The following is a 15443-nucleotide window of genomic DNA, read 5'->3' as shown; positions in this document are numbered from 1 at the left end:
TGAATATGACAGTCCTTGTCCATGTGATATTCCTTTCGGGGATTAGATGATTGATCCGAGAGCGTCCCTTGGTGGCGAATTGGTCATGTCCGATGACTTTCTTAAATCCATCTGCAGGAAACCTTCAGGTCAGCCAACATAGCTCAATGTGTTTAGCTGGACATTGAAAGGTCGAGGCCCGGTTCAACCTGCTTCCTACGACAGATATCCCCGAGCCTCTCTCGGTAGGCAGTCCACCCAACCGACTGGATGATGTTGCATATCCAGTGTGACGCCTTAACGGCAATTCAAAGGAAATTACCATGAAACTGACAGCAGAACGCTGCGTCGGATCGCTGGGCGAGGGAATCCCAGCGCCAATAAGGGCTAGTTAAAATCAGCGCTGGGATGAATCCAGCTCGGGGGAACTGGTACAAACCAGTAAAACCCTGCCGTGTGACAGCTTCAAGAAACATTATGCCAAAGAAAGAAAACCCGGCGCAAAAGACCGGGTTGAGTTTGCTCGTATCAATCTTGGAGATTGAAGCTCCGATGGTGGGGTAACATCGAAGTTACAGCCTCAAAATGCGAACGTCGTCAGTTTGTTCCAAAAAAATATCGGTGAGGCCTGATACCGCAGAGGGGGTTAACCTGGCAAAATCGGCATCAGGACCTCTGCCGACACGTATCTACCCATGCCAGCACGGTATTAACTCGCGGCAGTTTATTCAGTTCCCTCATTAAGCAAATCACCCATGCGTCGGATTGCCGGGCGAAGAAATCCCAGCGCCAAAGAAGGGCTAGTTCAAAATCAGCGCTGGGATAACGCCGTCTAAGGGGGATGGCGCAGACCAGTTAAGTCCAAATGCACGAAACATTCAAGTCAGCCAACGTAGCACAATTTGTTTAGCTGGAGTGTAAGGTCAGGGTCCGGTTCCACCTGCTTCCTACGACAGATATCCCCGAGCCTCGACTTTGAAACTTCGGCATCCTCGGATGAATGACTGATTGGCACCGAAGCCTCTACTGTTCTTCGCGGAGTCCAGCAGAAGAATTCATAACAATAGATAATCGGAATGGGAAGCAAAACCGGCCTGCCAATACACCAAGCGGCAGACCGGTTCTTGATGAAGTTTTGGGCTTATCGGCTGCCGCAGTCTGAACCATCATCCCAAACGAGAGATTGACGGGATCTCTTGCTGACCCATAATCAGCACTACCAACATACATCAATTCCACAACAAGGAAATCCCCATGGATCGCGCATTGTTTTATGCGGGGCTGCGCAAACGCGACTCCGGACTATTCGACACGTCCTCATCTCAGGGGCAGGTCAACGGCTTGCAGCGTCTGGACACTTGGGACAGATACTGCTCAGCCGATCCGGTTGAGTTTCTGACTTGTGACCTCGCCACGTCCTGTCACGAAACCGGCGCCACCATGCAGCCGATCAAGGAAAACCTGAATTATTCGGCTGAAGGGCTTCTGAACACCTTTCCGAAGTATCTCACCCCGGCACAAGCCAAGGAATACGCCCGAAAGCCCGAGCGGATCGCAAACCGTGCCCATGCCAACCGCATGGGCAACGGCAGCGAGGCCAGCGGTGGCGACTACCGATATCGGGGCGAGGGCGATGTACATCAAACTACCAAGATGCAATGCAGGCTCAGCTTGGCGAGCGTGTCACAAATCTTGGCAAACGCCAGACTGACCTGGAATCGGAAATGCGATCCGGCTTCAAGAAAATGGAAACAGCCCTTGGTGGATTGGCGAATGAGACGAGAAATTCGATCTCGGCATTGTCGACCACCATTGCAGAAACGAATAAACCGCAGTGGCAGGCACTCGGGGTTGCATTGACCTTCTGCACATTACTGGGCGGTTTGGCGTATTGGCCGATTAACACGACAACGACCGATCTGAAATCTGCTGTTCTTGACGATCTTCGAACGCATGGTTTCCCGTCAGGAAATGGACTGGAGGCAGAAAAGGGGGCAGAAGATCAGGCAAGGATAGAGAATTCAATCAACTCCTTCCAAGCCGATCAGGTGCCGCGGTAGGAACATGAGCGCGTCTGGCAGTCTTACCATGCCCGGCTTGCATCTGACAGAGAAGCCCGGATTGCAGACAATCAGAATCTTCAGCGACAGGTTGATGAGATCAAACAAACGCAATCCGGTTTCTTTGGCCAGCGTGATCTGAACATGCAGGTGTTAGATCGGCTTGAAAGGATCAAGCGGGACAGACGCCAAGCAATACCACCGCCTTGATGAAAATGAGGCCCGGCACCGGGATTTTCTAGGGGAAAATTAGGTCCGGGCCTCATACTGGCGATTTGGTAAAAACCAGCCCAAGGAAATGAACACACTACAGCCAGACGATCAAGCCCCGGTCGCAGATGCCGGTGCTGATTGCGTTAGATCGGCTGCAGCGAATTGAACGCGATAGGAGAGCAGCGATTTCGCAACAAGCATCTACTCCTCATCGATACGATGTCGGATTAGGTGCAGAGCGGTCGTATGTAAATTTGTCGACTGCAGTTACCCCTCTCGTGTCCAAAGGAGTATCCTGATAGTCAGTGTCATTACTCGTGTGATGTCGATCAGAAGGCCGGTCTCCGCCATTGCTCCAAGCACAAATGTTGCTCTGCGTCGGCCCCGTTGCCAATCACCGGTAAAGGTAAGGATTTTTTGCCCCCGACTACTGTGTCGGGTTGTCGGACACAACTTGAAAATGTTGGATAGCTGGTGTCGACTGAAACGTATTGTCGGGGAACCTTCCGCCAGTTACCTCCTTGATCGCGTTCAAACAAATCACGGCCGTTGAACCTTACTTCGGTTAAAAAGTTACTTGCAGTGCCGCCGGGCGGCGTCCAAAATTGGGTTACTTGGTATCGGCTAGCACTTCTGCTGTCGTTGTAGATCTTGTTCACTTCGGCACACGAGCTGTCTGCAATAGCAAGCGAGGCGGTGCAAACGGCTATCAAAACAACAAGCAATCGACCCAGCATCGCTACCCCCCGTCAACAGTGGCACAATCCATTGCTGACCGGGCGAAATCAAGCCATCATACGTTTGGAATAGACATATTCCGGCGTCTGCCATCGCTATTGGCTGGAACGGATAGAGAGCGGCTAGCGACCACACAATAGGAACCAATTTAATTAGATTTAATCATCCTCTGTAATAGCCGATTAATCAACAAAATCAGATAGTTTTCGGTAACCATTCGAGTTAAGAACTGGGCAAGTCCTGCCGATCTATGTTCACGACGGTTCAACGAAACCGATAACAGCAACATAATCTGACAGGGTCCCGAAAATGAAAAATCTCTTCACACGTTTCCTCAAGAATGAATCTGGCGCGACTGCAATCGAATACGGCCTGATCGCAGCGCTCATCTCTGTTGCCATCATCGGCGCAGCAACAACGCTCGGCACAAACATCGGCGAAACATTTGGCACAATCAGCACGAAGCTTGAAGACGCCAACAAGTAATTAATATTTGGGGCTGCTTTTGCAGCCCCGGATACCAAATCTTAGCTTGTTGTTGATATTTGGCATCTTGATTTATCTGGGAGTTACCTTTCGTCCTGTTTGGTAGCTCTAAATTCAGACCGCCTTCGGGCGGTCTTTTTTCATCTCAGTACATGTTATCAACGCCGCTCTGTCCTTCGGAATGGGCGGCGCTTTTTCGTAGCGCAGATGGATTATTCGATCTTATTCTGCACATCAGCAGACGCTGCAACTTCGTCCTGACAAAACTGTTTTATTCTTTCCAATGCATCGGCCTCTGACCAACCTTGCGATGCATGGGCCTTAGCAGCATGACGGGCCACATCAGCAAGTATCATGCCTCATGCGCCGGGATCTTCCCGCATTGTCTTTAAAATTATTTCTTGCGGAGCGTGCAGATGCGCCCAAAGGCGCAGAATTTCAACTGCTTTTGTCTTCTTTGTAATTGTTGGAGGGGCAAGTTTTTTCCAAGATCGTCGGTTGCGTCGGATAGGGTACTGCCGATCGCTAAACTTCCGGCGATCCGGCAGCACCAGAACGATCTGTGCTTCAAACACTCACCGCTTTCCGTAACCGCCGCCCGTTGGAGTAACGACGGTAAACGCCTCTCCAGCCTCCAGAACTGTATGGGCGCAGCCGCCCAAAGGCTCTGTCCGCCCGTCGTTCCGACGTACAAAATTGGCCCCGACTTGTCCCGGCTCGCCCCCCTTCAAGCCGAATGGGGCGATGCGACGATGACCGGAAAGGATTGCAAAATCCAGTTTTCTTTGCGCTCTAATTGTCCGCTGCGTCCCATTGCCTGCCGACCATTTTCCTTTGCCGCCCGAATCCGGACGGATATGAAAATCCTCCAGAATGACCGGGAAACGGGTTTCCAGAATTTCAGGATCCGTCAGCCGGGAATTTGTCATGTGGGTATGAATTGCATCTGCCCCGTTGTAACCGGGGCCAGCTGGTGCTCCGGAGCAAATGGTCTCGTAATACTGATACTCCTCATTGCCAAATGTCAGGTTGTTCATCGTACCTTGTGCCGCGGCTTGCGCGCCGACAGCACCGAACAGGCAATTCGTTACCGCCTGACTGACTTCGACATTGCCCGCAACGACTGCCGCCGGATATTCAGGCGAGAGCATTGTCCCGTCCGGAACAATAATCCTGATCGGACGAAGGCAACCCGCGTTCATGGGTATGTTGCTTTGTACCAGCGTGCGGAAGACATAAAGTACGGCAGCGCGTGTTACGGGGCGAGGGGCATTAAAGTTATCGGGTCTCTGCTCGGAGGTGCCGGTAAAGTCTACGGTTACTTCGCGTGCCGCTTTGTCGACGGATATTTTGACGACAATGCTGCAACCCTGATCCATCTCATAAGAAAAGCTGCCATCCTGAAGCTGGTCGAGGACCCGTCGTACACTTTCTGCCGCGTTGTCCTGTACATGGCCCATATAGGCCTCGACAACATCTTCGCCGAAATGGGCAATCATTTTGTGTAGTTCAGCTACGCCCTTTTCATTCGCAGCCACTTGCGCCTTCAGGTCATTGACGTTTTGCAGCAGGGTGCGCACCGGATATTTGGCACCGGTCAAAAGTGCTGCCAGTTCATCCTCGCAGAGACGTCCTTGGTCCAGGAGTTTGAAGTTATCGATGTAAACGCCTTCTTCTTCGATCGTCGTTGCCAAAGGTGACATGGACCCCGGGGCGATACCGCCAATGTCGGCGTGGTGCCCACGGCTTGCTACCCAGAAACGGATTGTCTGGCCGCTGTCATCAAAGACGGGAGTACATACGGTCAAGTCAGGAAGATGAGTACCACCATTATAGGGAGCATTTATAAGGAAGACGTCACCCGGACGAATCACGGGGTTTTCACGAATTGCTGCGGCCACCGACGCATCCATGGACCCCAGATGTACGGGCATATGCGGAGCATTGGCCACAAGATTGCCTTCCGCATCAAACACAGCGCAGGAGAAGTCCAGCCGCTCTTTGATATTGACCGAGTAAGCCGTGTTCTGCAGCGTTACGCCCATCTGTTCTGCAATGGACATGAACAGATTATTGAATATTTCGAGCATGACCGGATCGGCTTTTGTCCCGATAGCAACCTGACCCGGCAACGCTTTGATGCGCTTGAGAATGATGTGGTTTTTCGCTGTCAGCTCGGCTTGCCAACCGTCTTCAATGATTATGGTTTGGTTTGGTTCGATGATGATGGCAGGGCCAGTCAATCGTTGCCCGGCTTGCATTTCTTCGCGCAAAATCACCGGAGCATCCCAGGCCTTGCCTTGCGAGAATATGCGATTGTGCGTGATGGCGCGTGGCTCGCCCGTTGTTAAGGTGTCAACCGCAGTTTCTGTTTGCTCGCTTCCGCCGCCAACGCTTTCAACCTCGACCGCCTCGATAACCAGAGCCTTGTTCTCGGCAACGAAGCCGAAGCGACGCTTGTGCAGTATTTCAAATTCCCGGCGCAGCCGCGTTGCATTATCGCGGGTGGGAAAAACAGCTTCCACACCGAGTATCGTATCCGTACCCGCATAGCGGATATGTGCTCGGACGAAAGTAGCAATCGCGGAGCGGTTAATGCCCTGCGCTTGAAGTTCCGCCAAACATTCACGTTCCAGCTCTTTGCCCATGGCGGCGAGCCGGGCAGGGGCATTGTCATCCAATGGGATGCCAAGTGCCTTTTGACGCGTTGCTCTTATATCTGCAAGTCCCATGCCGTAGGCCGAAAGCAGGCCGGACATTGGGTGGACAAGAATGCTTTTCATTCCAAGCGCATCGGCAACAAGACAGGCGTGCTGACCACCCGCGCCACCAAAACAGCTCAGGGCATAACGGGTCACATCGTAGCCGCGTTGTACTGAAATTTTCTTGATTGCTTCGACCATATTGGCAACAGCGATGCGTATAAATCCGTCGGCCACCTGTTCGGGCGTTCGTCCATCACCGATGTCGTCAGCAAGCTGCGCAAAGTTACGACGGACGACATCAATATCGAGTGATTCATTTTGGCCGGGGCCAAAGATGGCCGGGAAAAATGCGGGAATGAGTTTGCCCACCATGACGTTCGCGTCTGTGACAGCGAGCGGGCCACCGTTGCGATAACAGGCTGGTCCAGGATTTGCACCGGCTGAATCCGGTCCGACACTGAACCTGCCATCATTGAAATGCAGGATCGAACCGCCACCTGCCGCCACCGTGTGAATCAGCATCATCGGCGCGCGTACACGTACGCCGGCTACCTCGGTTTCGAAAGCGCGTTCATATTCGCCGTCGAAATGCGCCACATCGGTAGATGTGCCACCCATGTCAAAACCAATGACATTGGGAAATCCCGCCTCTATGCCCGTTTTGGCAAGGCCGACAACACCGCCCGCAGGTCCCGACAGGATGGCATCCTTGCCCTGAAACATATCGGCGGCAGTCAATCCACCGGAAGACATCATGAACATGATGCGCGCGCCGGTACGGGCAACATCGAGTTCTCTGGAGACCTGTTCTACATACCGACGCAAAACCGGGGATAGATAAGCGTCGATGACCGTTGTATCCCCGCGCCCGACCAACTTGATCAGCGGCGAGACTTCATGGCTGACAGAGACTTGAGAGAATCCCATATCCCTCGCAATTACAGCTATTTTTGCTTCGTGCTCCGGAAATTTATACGCATGCATAAACGCGATGGCGAGGGCGTCATAACTATCCTCTTTGAGTGCTTTAAGAGCCGCACGAACTGCGTCGGAGTCAAATGGAATTTCAACTGTTCCATCGGCAAGAACACGTTCATCAATCTCGACGACCCTGTCGTAAAGCGCCTCGGCCTTGATAATCTCGGTGGCGAAAATATTCTTGCGCTCCTGATAGCCAATACGCAGCGCATCACGAAAACCCTTCGTGGCAACAAGCGCCAGCCGCTCCCCCTTGCGTTCCAGCAGGGCATTGGTTGCAACGGTCGTACCCATGCGCACTTCACCTATAAGGCCAGCTGGGATGGTATCGCCCGTTTCCAGTCCGAGGTGTTGACGAATGCCGTGGACAGCAGCGTCATTATAGGCCTCAGGGTTTTCTGACAGAACTTTTCTGGCGTGCAGGGTTCCTTGCGGGTCACGACCGATGACATCGGTAAAAGTGCCGCCACGATCGACCCAGAAATCCCAGCTTCCCACGCTCATTCTGTGTTCCTTTTGTCTGCCTGCCACATTTGTAAGCATGCTCAATTAATAGACTGAACTGTCATTGACAATATATCGATAAAATGATGATATAAAATCGTTGAGGTGGAGGCAAGTGGAATGACGGCTGGTCCGAAAGATAGCGAAACCGCGGAGACAGAGCAGTTTGCGACAGCACTGCCGAGGCACCTCAGGCCCGTTTCGTCAATCGGACCTATTGTGTCATCTGCCCATTTGGCCGAGGGCGGTTCGCCCGGCCTGTCCGAAGTGGAATACGGCATGATTCTGGCATCGCATGCCTTTTCACGCTGGATGGTACGTTGTATGGCCGCTGCCGGACTGCCGGGGCTCTCGGCTACCGAAATTCTTATTTTGCACTCGGTGCGCCATCGGGGACGCGAAAAAAAGCTCGCGGACATTTGCCTTGTGCTGGATATTGAAGACACACACGTCGCTACCTATGCGATTCGTAAATTGGAAGCTGCCGGACTTGTTACTACCGGCAAGGCCGCCAAAGAGAAAACCATCAAGATTACAAACAAGGGATCGGACGCCTGTATGCGCTATGCGCAGATACGCGAGCGGTTGTTCGTGGCATCCACGACAAATGCCCGGCCGGCGGAAGATACGCTTTCTGAGATTGCTGCAGTTCTGCGTTTTCTCTCCGGTGCCTACGATCAGGCCGCGCGCGCAGCCACCACGCTTTGAGGATCGTTGTTTGACCGATTTTACTTCCGCCCCGATCCTGACCGTAGAGAGTCTTTCCGTTGAATTTGGTTCATCGCGCGTCGTCAACGAGCTAAGTTTTTCCGTCGAGGCAGGGCGTACACTTGCCATTGTCGGTGAATCCGGATCGGGCAAATCTGTGACCTCCCTGTCGGTGATGCGTCTGGCGGATATGATGGGCGGAACCTTCCCGACCGGTAAAATCTTGTTTGAGAGTGGCGCTGGCCGCGTCGATCTGACCGCCGCTACACAAAAAACCATGCGTGGCATTCGCGGTAAAGAAATCGCCATGATCTTCCAGGAGCCGATGACCTCGCTCAATCCGGTCTTCACGATCGGAAATCAGATCGCCGAGGTCCTCGTATTACACGAGGGCATGACCAAGGCGGCTGCACGAGATGAGGCCATTCGGTTGCTGGACATGGTTCGTTTGCCGGATGCCGCCGAACTGCTCGACCGTTATCCGCATCAGCTTTCCGGTGGGATGCGCCAACGCGTAATGATTGCGATGGCGCTCGCCTGTCGTCCAAAACTATTGATCGCCGACGAGCCGACCACGGCACTGGATGTGACCATTCAAGCGCAGATACTGACTATTATCCGGGAGCTGCAAAGCGAACTTGGCATGGCCGTCATCTTCATTACCCACGACATGGGTGTTGTTGCCGAAATGGCCGATGACGTCGTTGTCATGTGGAAGGGCAAGAAGGTCGAGGAAGGCCCGATAGCCCGGATATTCGCAAAACCCCGGCATCCCTATACCCGGACCTTGTTGGCCGCAGTACCGAAACTCGGCAGCATGAAAGGGCAGGATTTTCCAAAGCGATTGCCCCTCACGGTTATGGATGGCGAAACGCCTCGCCTGGTTGGTGGCGAGCATGTGCAGGATACTGCTCGTTATACCGCCTCGCCAATATTGTCAGTGCGCGACCTTGTAACGCGCTTTGACATAAAGAAGGGCATTTTCGGAGGTGTCACCCACCGGGTGCATGCAGTCGAGAAGGTCAGCTTTGACATCTATCCCGGTGAAACACTGGCTCTCGTCGGCGAGTCAGGTTCGGGAAAATCCACGATAGGCAGAACAATCCAGCAATTGCAGCAGGCTACATCCGGCTCGATCCTTTTTGACGGGCATCCGGTTTCGTCGATGAGCCGCGCTGACCGGCAAAGATTGCGGCAGCAAATCCAGTATATTTTTCAGGACCCTTTTGCATCACTTGATCCACGCAAGACTGTGGGCTTTTCCATCGCCGAGCCGATCCGCACACATGGGTTGATTGATGGCGGGAGAGCTATCGGCAGACGGGTTGACGAGTTGCTGGAGCGGGTCGGGTTGACCAGCGCCCATGCAAGCCGTTACCCGCACGAGTTTTCCGGAGGGCAGCGCCAACGCATCTGTATCGCTCGCGCTTTGGCATCCAATCCAAAACTCATAATTGCGGATGAAGCGCTTTCAGCCTTGGACGTCTCCATACAAGCGCAAATTCTCAACCTGTTTATGGAGCTGCAGGAGCAGCAAGGTCTGGCTTATCTCTTTATCAGCCATGATATGGCGGTGGTCGAAAAGATGAGCCATCGCGTCGCAGTACTTTATCTCGGCCAGGTTGTGGAAATAGGCACCAGACGGCAAATATTCGAGACGCCGACGCATGCTTATACGCAGCGCCTTCTTTCGGCTGTTCCCATCGCCGACCCTTCGCGCACGCGTAACCGCGCAATGCTGGAAGGTGAAATTCCCAGTCCTATTCGCCATGTCGGCGATGAGCCCGTTATTTTCGAGCGCAAGGAAATCGCACCGGGCCATTTTGTAGCGGGTGCAATCTAGATCCGTTTTCAACCAATGATGATTGCAAGAGGAGCAAGCACAATGACAAAGAAAAAAAGGGGAATACAGGCAGCATTTCTGGCGCTCAGTCTGGCCGGAACTGCGTTCATCGCCACACCATCCCATGCAGCCGGAACGCTGACAGTTTCATCACCGCAGGACCCGGGCAGCTGGGATCCGATCGATACGTTTCTTGTTAACTGGGCCTCTGTCGGCACAAACATTTTTGATGGCTTGACGTATCGCGGTCCGGATCTGAAGCTGGTGCCCGGCCTTGCAACCGCATGGGAAGAACTGGACGAAGGCAAGCGCATTCGTTTTACCCTGCGCGAAGGTGTGAAATTCCACGATGGCGAACCATTCAATGCTGAAGCAGTCAAGTTCACCTTTGATCGCCTGCTTGGCGAAGAAGGTAAAAAGGGACCGCAGCGCTCCAATTATACCGCGATAGAGAAGGTTGAAATTATTGACCCGAAGACGGTCGATTTTCATCTCTCCGCGCCGGACCCGGTACTTCTCACCAAGCTTGCAGGCTATGGTGCGATGATCGTGCCGCCAAAATACATTCAGGAAAAGGGCGATGATTATTTCAACGCTCATCCTGTCGGGACCGGGCCGTTCAAGTTCGTTTCTTATGAGCCCAAAATCGCCATCAAGCTTGAAGCTTTTGCCGATCATTGGGGCGGAGTGCCGAAACTCTCCAATCTTGATTATCGCTTTATCGCCGAACCGGCTACTGCCGTGGCTGAATTACAGGCGGGCCGCGTCGATCTCGTGATCCCGCCAACAATTCCTGTTGGCATGATTCCTACCATAGAAGCGGATTCAAAGCTGCAAGTGGTCAGCACCGTTGGCCCGACTGTCTATGCCTTGCGCTTCAATACAAAGGCTGGCCCCACGGCCGATGAAAACGTCCGCAAAGCCTTGATCCTCGGTATTGATCGCAATGCAATCATCCAGTCGATACTGGGCGGGCAGGCGGCGCCAATTGCCAGTTTCCAGAGCGCTTTGTCCTTTGGAAATGATCCAGAAATGAAGCCGCTTCCCTACGACCCTGAACAGGCGAAAGCCTTGTTGAAGGAAGCAGGTTTTGCTGCAGGCACGACGCTGCAAATTGATGTGCGCGGCAATGACACGACTTTTAACGAAGTATCGCAGGCAATTGCCAGCTATCTGCAGATAATCGGCGTCAATGTCACGATCAAACCTTATGAAACCAACGTACTTTTGAACGATATCATTCCCTCCGGAAAGACCGGTGCGATGTTCCAGCAGGCATGGGGTGGCTGGACGCTTGACTATGATAACACCGCCTACTCGATGTACCACTCGGGTGAAAAGTGGAATCCCTATGACAGTGATCCAAAACTGGATGCATTGCTGGAATCACAGCGTTCCATCACCGATCGGGCGAAGCGAGAGGAAATTCTCCAGTCCATCGCCCAGTACACGGCCGATCGAGCCTTGGAGATTCCGCTCTTCAACTACAATGCGATCTTCGGTGTAAGCAAACGCGTGAAAAACTTCACACCCGTCCCCGACAGCCGCTTGCGGCTGACTGATGTCACCGTCGAGTAACAGCACCCGCCTGTCATCTCGTTTGAGATGGCAGGCAATCTACCAAAGGATTGAAACTTGGCTGTTTTCCTCATCAAGCGTCTCTTGCAGGCCGTGTTCGTCGTCATTGTCGTTACGCTGACCGTGGCCTTTGCAATCAGGCTCACCGGCGATCCGGCATTGATGCTGACACAGGGCGCAGGGAGCATCACTGAAGCCGATCTCGTGCGTATTCGCGAAGCTCTGGGCCTAAACCAGCCTTTTTGGGTGCAATATGCCAACTTCCTCAAGGGATTGTTCACACTGGACTTCGGGCGCAGTTTTCTTGGCGGCACGCAGGTTTCCACACTGATTGCAGCAGCATTGCCTGCAACATTGCTGCTGGCCTTCTCCTCATTGTTCGTCTCGATTATCATTTCCATTCCACTTGGCATCAAAGCCGCGACATCGCGCGGCAAGTGGCCTGATCAGCTCATCCGCATTGTTTCCCTGGTGGGATTGTCATTCCCGAATTTCTGGCTGGCCCTGATGCTTGTGCTGCTTTTTGCGATCAACCTGAAATGGTTGCCACCCAGCGGCATGAGCGGCTTTGAAAGCTTCATCATGCCGGCTGTAACGATGGGCATTATTTTGACTGCGACGAATGTACGGCTGGTGCGCACAACAATGCTCGAAACGCTGAACGCGCAATACATAATGGTCGCCCGCGCCAAGGGGCTTAGCGAGAATGTCGTGCTCTACAAGCATGCACTGCGCAATTGCGCCATTCCGTTGATTACCTATTTCGGTCTGCAATTCGGTGCACTTCTCGGCGGTATCGTTGTCGTCGAGCGCGTATTCAATTGGCCCGGACTTGGCACACTTGCATTCGATGCAGTCGGTGGCCGTGATTATCCGGTCCTGCAGGCGGTCATAACCGTGTTGTCGCTGTTGATTATTGGCGTAAACTTGCTTGTCGACATTGCCTATGGCCTTGTCGATCCACGCATCAGGACGGAGTAGACCATGTCGACGACAACCGCGGCACACTCCCGTTTCCGCAGCCTTGAGTTTATTCTCGGGGCAATTCTTGCCGGAGGCATGTGCCTGGCTGTGATCTTCTCCGGTTACATCTTCCCGGGAGGCGCGGAAAAGATTGATCTGATGGCGCGTCTTTTGCCCCCGTTTACCAAATGGGCGCATCCGCTGGGTACAGATCCACTTGGCCGTGATGTGCTCGCGCGCGTCATTACCGGTGGCAAGATTTCGTTGCAGGTTGGCTTTATCTCTGTCGGTGGCGCCGTCGTCATCGGCGTGGCGATGGGTTTAATCTCGGGCTATTATCGCGGTTTCTGGGACATGATCGTCATGCGCTTTGCCGATGTGCAATTGGCAATGCCGTTTATTCTTCTTGCCATTACCTTCATTGCAATTGCTGGTGGGGGTCTAAGGAACATGATCATCCTTTTGATCGTGTCCCAGTGGGTCCAGTACGCCCGGCTTGTGCGAGGCTCGGTGCTTTCCCTTCGCGATAGAGAATTCATCCTGTCGGCCCGCGCCATTGGGGTGAGGGACTATCGGATTTTGTTGCAGCACCTGCTCCCGAACCTTCTGGGTCCGGTCATCGTGTTGATGACGCTCAATGTTGCGACCAATATTCTGCTTGAAAGCAGCCTCACCTTCCTGGGACTTGGTGTTGACCCGCTCATTCCGAGTTGGGGTGGCATGTTGGCCGACGGCCGGACTTACCTTCAGAACGCCTGGTGGGTGAGTGTCTTCCCCGGCCTGGCTATTCTCCTGACCGTGCTTGGTCTTAATCTTCTGGGTGACTGGCTGCGCGATAGCCTTGATCCCACAGGCAGAACATCGCGATAAAATCGACTGTGAACAAGAAATGACCTTGATTTTTGATGGCGGCTTCGACCGCACTCTGGATGAGCTTCTCAAAACCTACGGTAGGGCCTCAGCACGAGGTACACGGCTTGACGCGTGGCTTTTCGATGATGCGCCGAGCCGTCGTGCCGCCGAGGTCAAATTCCGTGAGTACGGGGTAGAAGCTACCTTACGCAGCGCCTACAAACCACTCCTGCATTTCTTTCTTGAGGAAGTGGATTTGACTGAGCTTGCAAGCATCGTGATCAAATATCCTGTGCATGGCGCGTGCCCGAATAATCGCTTCCTGCTGGAAACCTATCCACTCGCGGGCCTGACAGGCGCAACGGAAATTTCGTTTGAAACTGGAACAACGAATGACTTTTTCTATGATGTTGCCTTGCTCTACAAGGATGGCCGCAGGGCAGAGCACGTGATCTTCGCGCCGAACCGCCGTCACACTGACTTTATAGGCGAAACCCTGATTTCTCCGACCGGCTGGATAAAGGTCAACGGTGAAGCAGTCGGGAAGCGCATCGAAACCGACTACGAGACATTGTTTCTCACAGCCATGCGCATCATTACGGACTATAATTGGGGAAACAGCGAGCCTTATTTCGACGAGCTGAATATTCGTGCAAACTTGCCTGTATCAGACCAGATATTGCCTGTTGGCCAGGAGATTATCAGCCTGCGTGAGGCACTTCACGAGGACCTCTATTTCTCGCTTCTGGAAGTCTTTCAGAAGAAGTCCGGTCGTCCGCTCGGTGACAGGGGCCTGCAACCGGGTCACATCATCCCGGAAATTCTCCAAAGTAATGACTCCCGTTCGACATTGACCATCGAGACGGTTGCTCTGAACGCAAGCTTGCCTGGCGGTGCATTGCAACCACTGGCAACGGCATCTTCACCAATCGCGTTTTCTCAGGTTCGGGATGAGTTGGCGAAGATCAACGGCGATGCATTCGAAGTCTATACCCGTACCGGAAGGGTGGTCAAAGCTCGTTATCGTCATGGCACCGATGCCGCTGTGATGATTAGCGGCGGTCAACATCCCAATGAGACAACGGGTATCGTCGGTGCGTTAAGGGCTGCACAACAGCTCAATCTTCGACCCGGGGCTCATTTTACTGTCTCACCCTTGGAAAACCCGGATGGATATGCAGTGCATCATCGTCTACGCGCCGACAATCCGCAGCACATGCACCATGCGGCGCGTTATACAGCTTTAGGCGACGATCTGGAATACCGGACCGATGTGAACCTTTATGAGAAGGGCATACGTACCCAGGCCGAACGTCTCAGCGGAGCCCAACTCCACGTTAATCTTCACGGTTACCCGGCGCATGAATGGACCCGGCCGCTTTCCGGTTATGTGCCGCGCGGCTTTTCCATGTGGACGCTCCCTAAGGGGTTCTTTTTGATTATGCGATATCAAGAAGGCTGGTCAGAGCCAGCCGAGCGCCTCATCGATGCCGTGACAAAGCACCTGACTGCAGTGCCGGGACTTATGGAATTGAATGACAGGCAGATCAGACTCTATGAAACGCATGCCGGCGAGACAGGCTTTCGTATAATCAATGGCTTTCCCTGCATGATCTCCATGGACAATCGTCACACTGTTCCGTTGACGCTAATTACGGAATATCCTGACGAAACGATCTATGATGAGGCATTTGTTGCTGGCCATACGGCGCAAATGGAAACTGTGCTCGCCGCTTATGATGCGTTGCAGCAATGTTTGACCATGCCGGAGGACAGCCCGCGATTTTCGTCAATTCACGCGATCAGCCATATCCGGCACCGTAGATGATGGCCATA

At 53.3% G+C, this 15443-nt stretch carries 12 protein-coding genes; 8 read left to right on the top strand and 4 right to left on the bottom strand.

Annotation, left to right across the window (positions count from 1 at the left end; genetic code table 11):
• Positions 1-1353: 1353 nt before the first annotated feature.
• Positions 1354-1620 carry a hypothetical protein gene (locus ABKW30_RS26510; RefSeq protein WP_348601957.1) on the bottom strand — a complete coding sequence of 89 codons (267 nt, stop codon included), beginning with the start codon at positions 1618-1620 and terminating at the stop codon, positions 1354-1356.
• Positions 1621-1637: 17 nt separating this feature from the next.
• Here ABKW30_RS26510 and ABKW30_RS26505 point away from each other — a divergent pair, with 17 nt between their 5' ends.
• Positions 1638-2039, top strand: a complete 402-nt coding sequence (locus ABKW30_RS26505; protein WP_348601956.1) for a hypothetical protein — start codon at positions 1638-1640, stop codon at positions 2037-2039.
• A 1260-nt stretch (positions 2040-3299) separates the two neighbouring features.
• On the top strand, positions 3300-3476 hold the full coding sequence (locus ABKW30_RS26500; protein ID WP_348601955.1) for a Flp family type IVb pilin: 177 nt from the start codon (positions 3300-3302) through the stop codon (positions 3474-3476).
• A gap of 212 nt (positions 3477-3688) precedes the next feature.
• On the opposite strand, the gene ABKW30_RS26495 is transcribed toward ABKW30_RS26500, so the two are convergent.
• The 3 genes from ABKW30_RS26495 to ABKW30_RS26485 are packed head-to-tail and all read right to left on the bottom strand — an operon-like array spanning position 3689 to position 7663.
• Complete coding sequence (locus tag ABKW30_RS26495) at positions 3689-3832, bottom strand: DUF5076 domain-containing protein (protein WP_348601954.1); 144 nt, start codon at positions 3830-3832, stop codon at positions 3689-3691.
• A gap of 3 nt (positions 3833-3835) precedes the next feature.
• On the bottom strand, positions 3836-4051 hold the full coding sequence (locus tag ABKW30_RS26490; RefSeq protein ID WP_348601953.1) for a hypothetical protein: 216 nt from the start codon (positions 4049-4051) through the stop codon (positions 3836-3838).
• Positions 4052-7663, bottom strand: coding sequence for a hydantoinase B/oxoprolinase family protein (locus tag ABKW30_RS26485; RefSeq protein ID WP_348601952.1), 3612 nt, complete (start codon positions 7661-7663; stop codon positions 4052-4054).
• 120 nt (positions 7664-7783) lie between these two features.
• On the opposite strand from ABKW30_RS26485, the gene ABKW30_RS26480 reads away from it, so the two are divergent.
• Genes ABKW30_RS26480 through ABKW30_RS26455 form a run of 6 tightly spaced genes read left to right on the top strand, consistent with a single transcriptional unit; the run spans position 7784 to position 15435 of the window.
• Positions 7784-8371 carry a winged helix DNA-binding protein gene (locus ABKW30_RS26480; protein WP_348601951.1) on the top strand — a complete coding sequence of 196 codons (588 nt, stop codon included), beginning with the start codon at positions 7784-7786 and terminating at the stop codon, positions 8369-8371.
• A 10-nt stretch (positions 8372-8381) separates the two neighbouring features.
• Positions 8382-10214 (top strand): ABC transporter ATP-binding protein, encoded by a 1833-nt coding sequence (locus tag ABKW30_RS26475; RefSeq protein ID WP_348601950.1) that lies wholly within the window; start codon positions 8382-8384, stop codon positions 10212-10214.
• 42 nt (positions 10215-10256) lie between these two features.
• Entirely contained in the window at positions 10257-11792 is a 1536-nt protein-coding gene (locus tag ABKW30_RS26470) for an ABC transporter substrate-binding protein (RefSeq protein WP_348601949.1), read from the top strand.
• 57 nt (positions 11793-11849) lie between these two features.
• Positions 11850-12773 (top strand): ABC transporter permease, encoded by a 924-nt coding sequence (locus ABKW30_RS26465; protein ID WP_348601948.1) that lies wholly within the window; start codon positions 11850-11852, stop codon positions 12771-12773.
• A gap of 3 nt (positions 12774-12776) precedes the next feature.
• Positions 12777-13625, top strand: coding sequence for an ABC transporter permease (locus ABKW30_RS26460; protein WP_348601947.1), 849 nt, complete (start codon positions 12777-12779; stop codon positions 13623-13625).
• 19 nt (positions 13626-13644) lie between these two features.
• The gene (locus ABKW30_RS26455; protein WP_348601946.1) at positions 13645-15435 is read left to right on the top strand and encodes a M14 family metallopeptidase; all 1791 of its coding nucleotides are present in this window, start codon (positions 13645-13647) and stop codon (positions 15433-15435) included.
• The last annotated feature ends 8 nt before the right edge of the window (positions 15436-15443 follow it).

The sequence above is a fragment of the Phyllobacterium sp. SB3 genome (genome assembly GCF_040009165.1).
Lineage (GTDB): Bacteria > Pseudomonadota > Alphaproteobacteria > Rhizobiales > Rhizobiaceae > Phyllobacterium.
Note: the sequence above shows the minus strand (reverse complement) of the source record. Positions and strands in the feature narration are given on the sequence as shown.

What these genes read in the sequence shown, in the direction of transcription:
- ABKW30_RS26495 (WP_348601954.1), bottom strand. Translation starts at nt 3,832, where the DNA reads ATGATACTTGCTGATGTGGCCCGTCATGCTGCTAAGGCCCATGCATCG.
- ABKW30_RS26500 (WP_348601955.1), top strand. Translation starts at nt 3,300, where the DNA reads ATGAAAAATCTCTTCACACGTTTCCTCAAGAATGAATCTGGCGCGACT.
- ABKW30_RS26480 (WP_348601951.1), top strand. Translation starts at nt 7,784, where the DNA reads ATGACGGCTGGTCCGAAAGATAGCGAAACCGCGGAGACAGAGCAGTTT.
- ABKW30_RS26455 (WP_348601946.1), top strand. Translation starts at nt 13,645, where the DNA reads ATGACCTTGATTTTTGATGGCGGCTTCGACCGCACTCTGGATGAGCTT.
- ABKW30_RS26505 (WP_348601956.1), top strand. Translation starts at nt 1,638, where the DNA reads ATGCAGGCTCAGCTTGGCGAGCGTGTCACAAATCTTGGCAAACGCCAG.
- ABKW30_RS26470 (WP_348601949.1), top strand. Translation starts at nt 10,257, where the DNA reads ATGACAAAGAAAAAAAGGGGAATACAGGCAGCATTTCTGGCGCTCAGT.
- ABKW30_RS26460 (WP_348601947.1), top strand. Translation starts at nt 12,777, where the DNA reads ATGTCGACGACAACCGCGGCACACTCCCGTTTCCGCAGCCTTGAGTTT.
- ABKW30_RS26510 (WP_348601957.1), bottom strand. Translation starts at nt 1,620, where the DNA reads ATGTACATCGCCCTCGCCCCGATATCGGTAGTCGCCACCGCTGGCCTC.
- ABKW30_RS26485 (WP_348601952.1), bottom strand. Translation starts at nt 7,663, where the DNA reads ATGAGCGTGGGAAGCTGGGATTTCTGGGTCGATCGTGGCGGCACTTTT.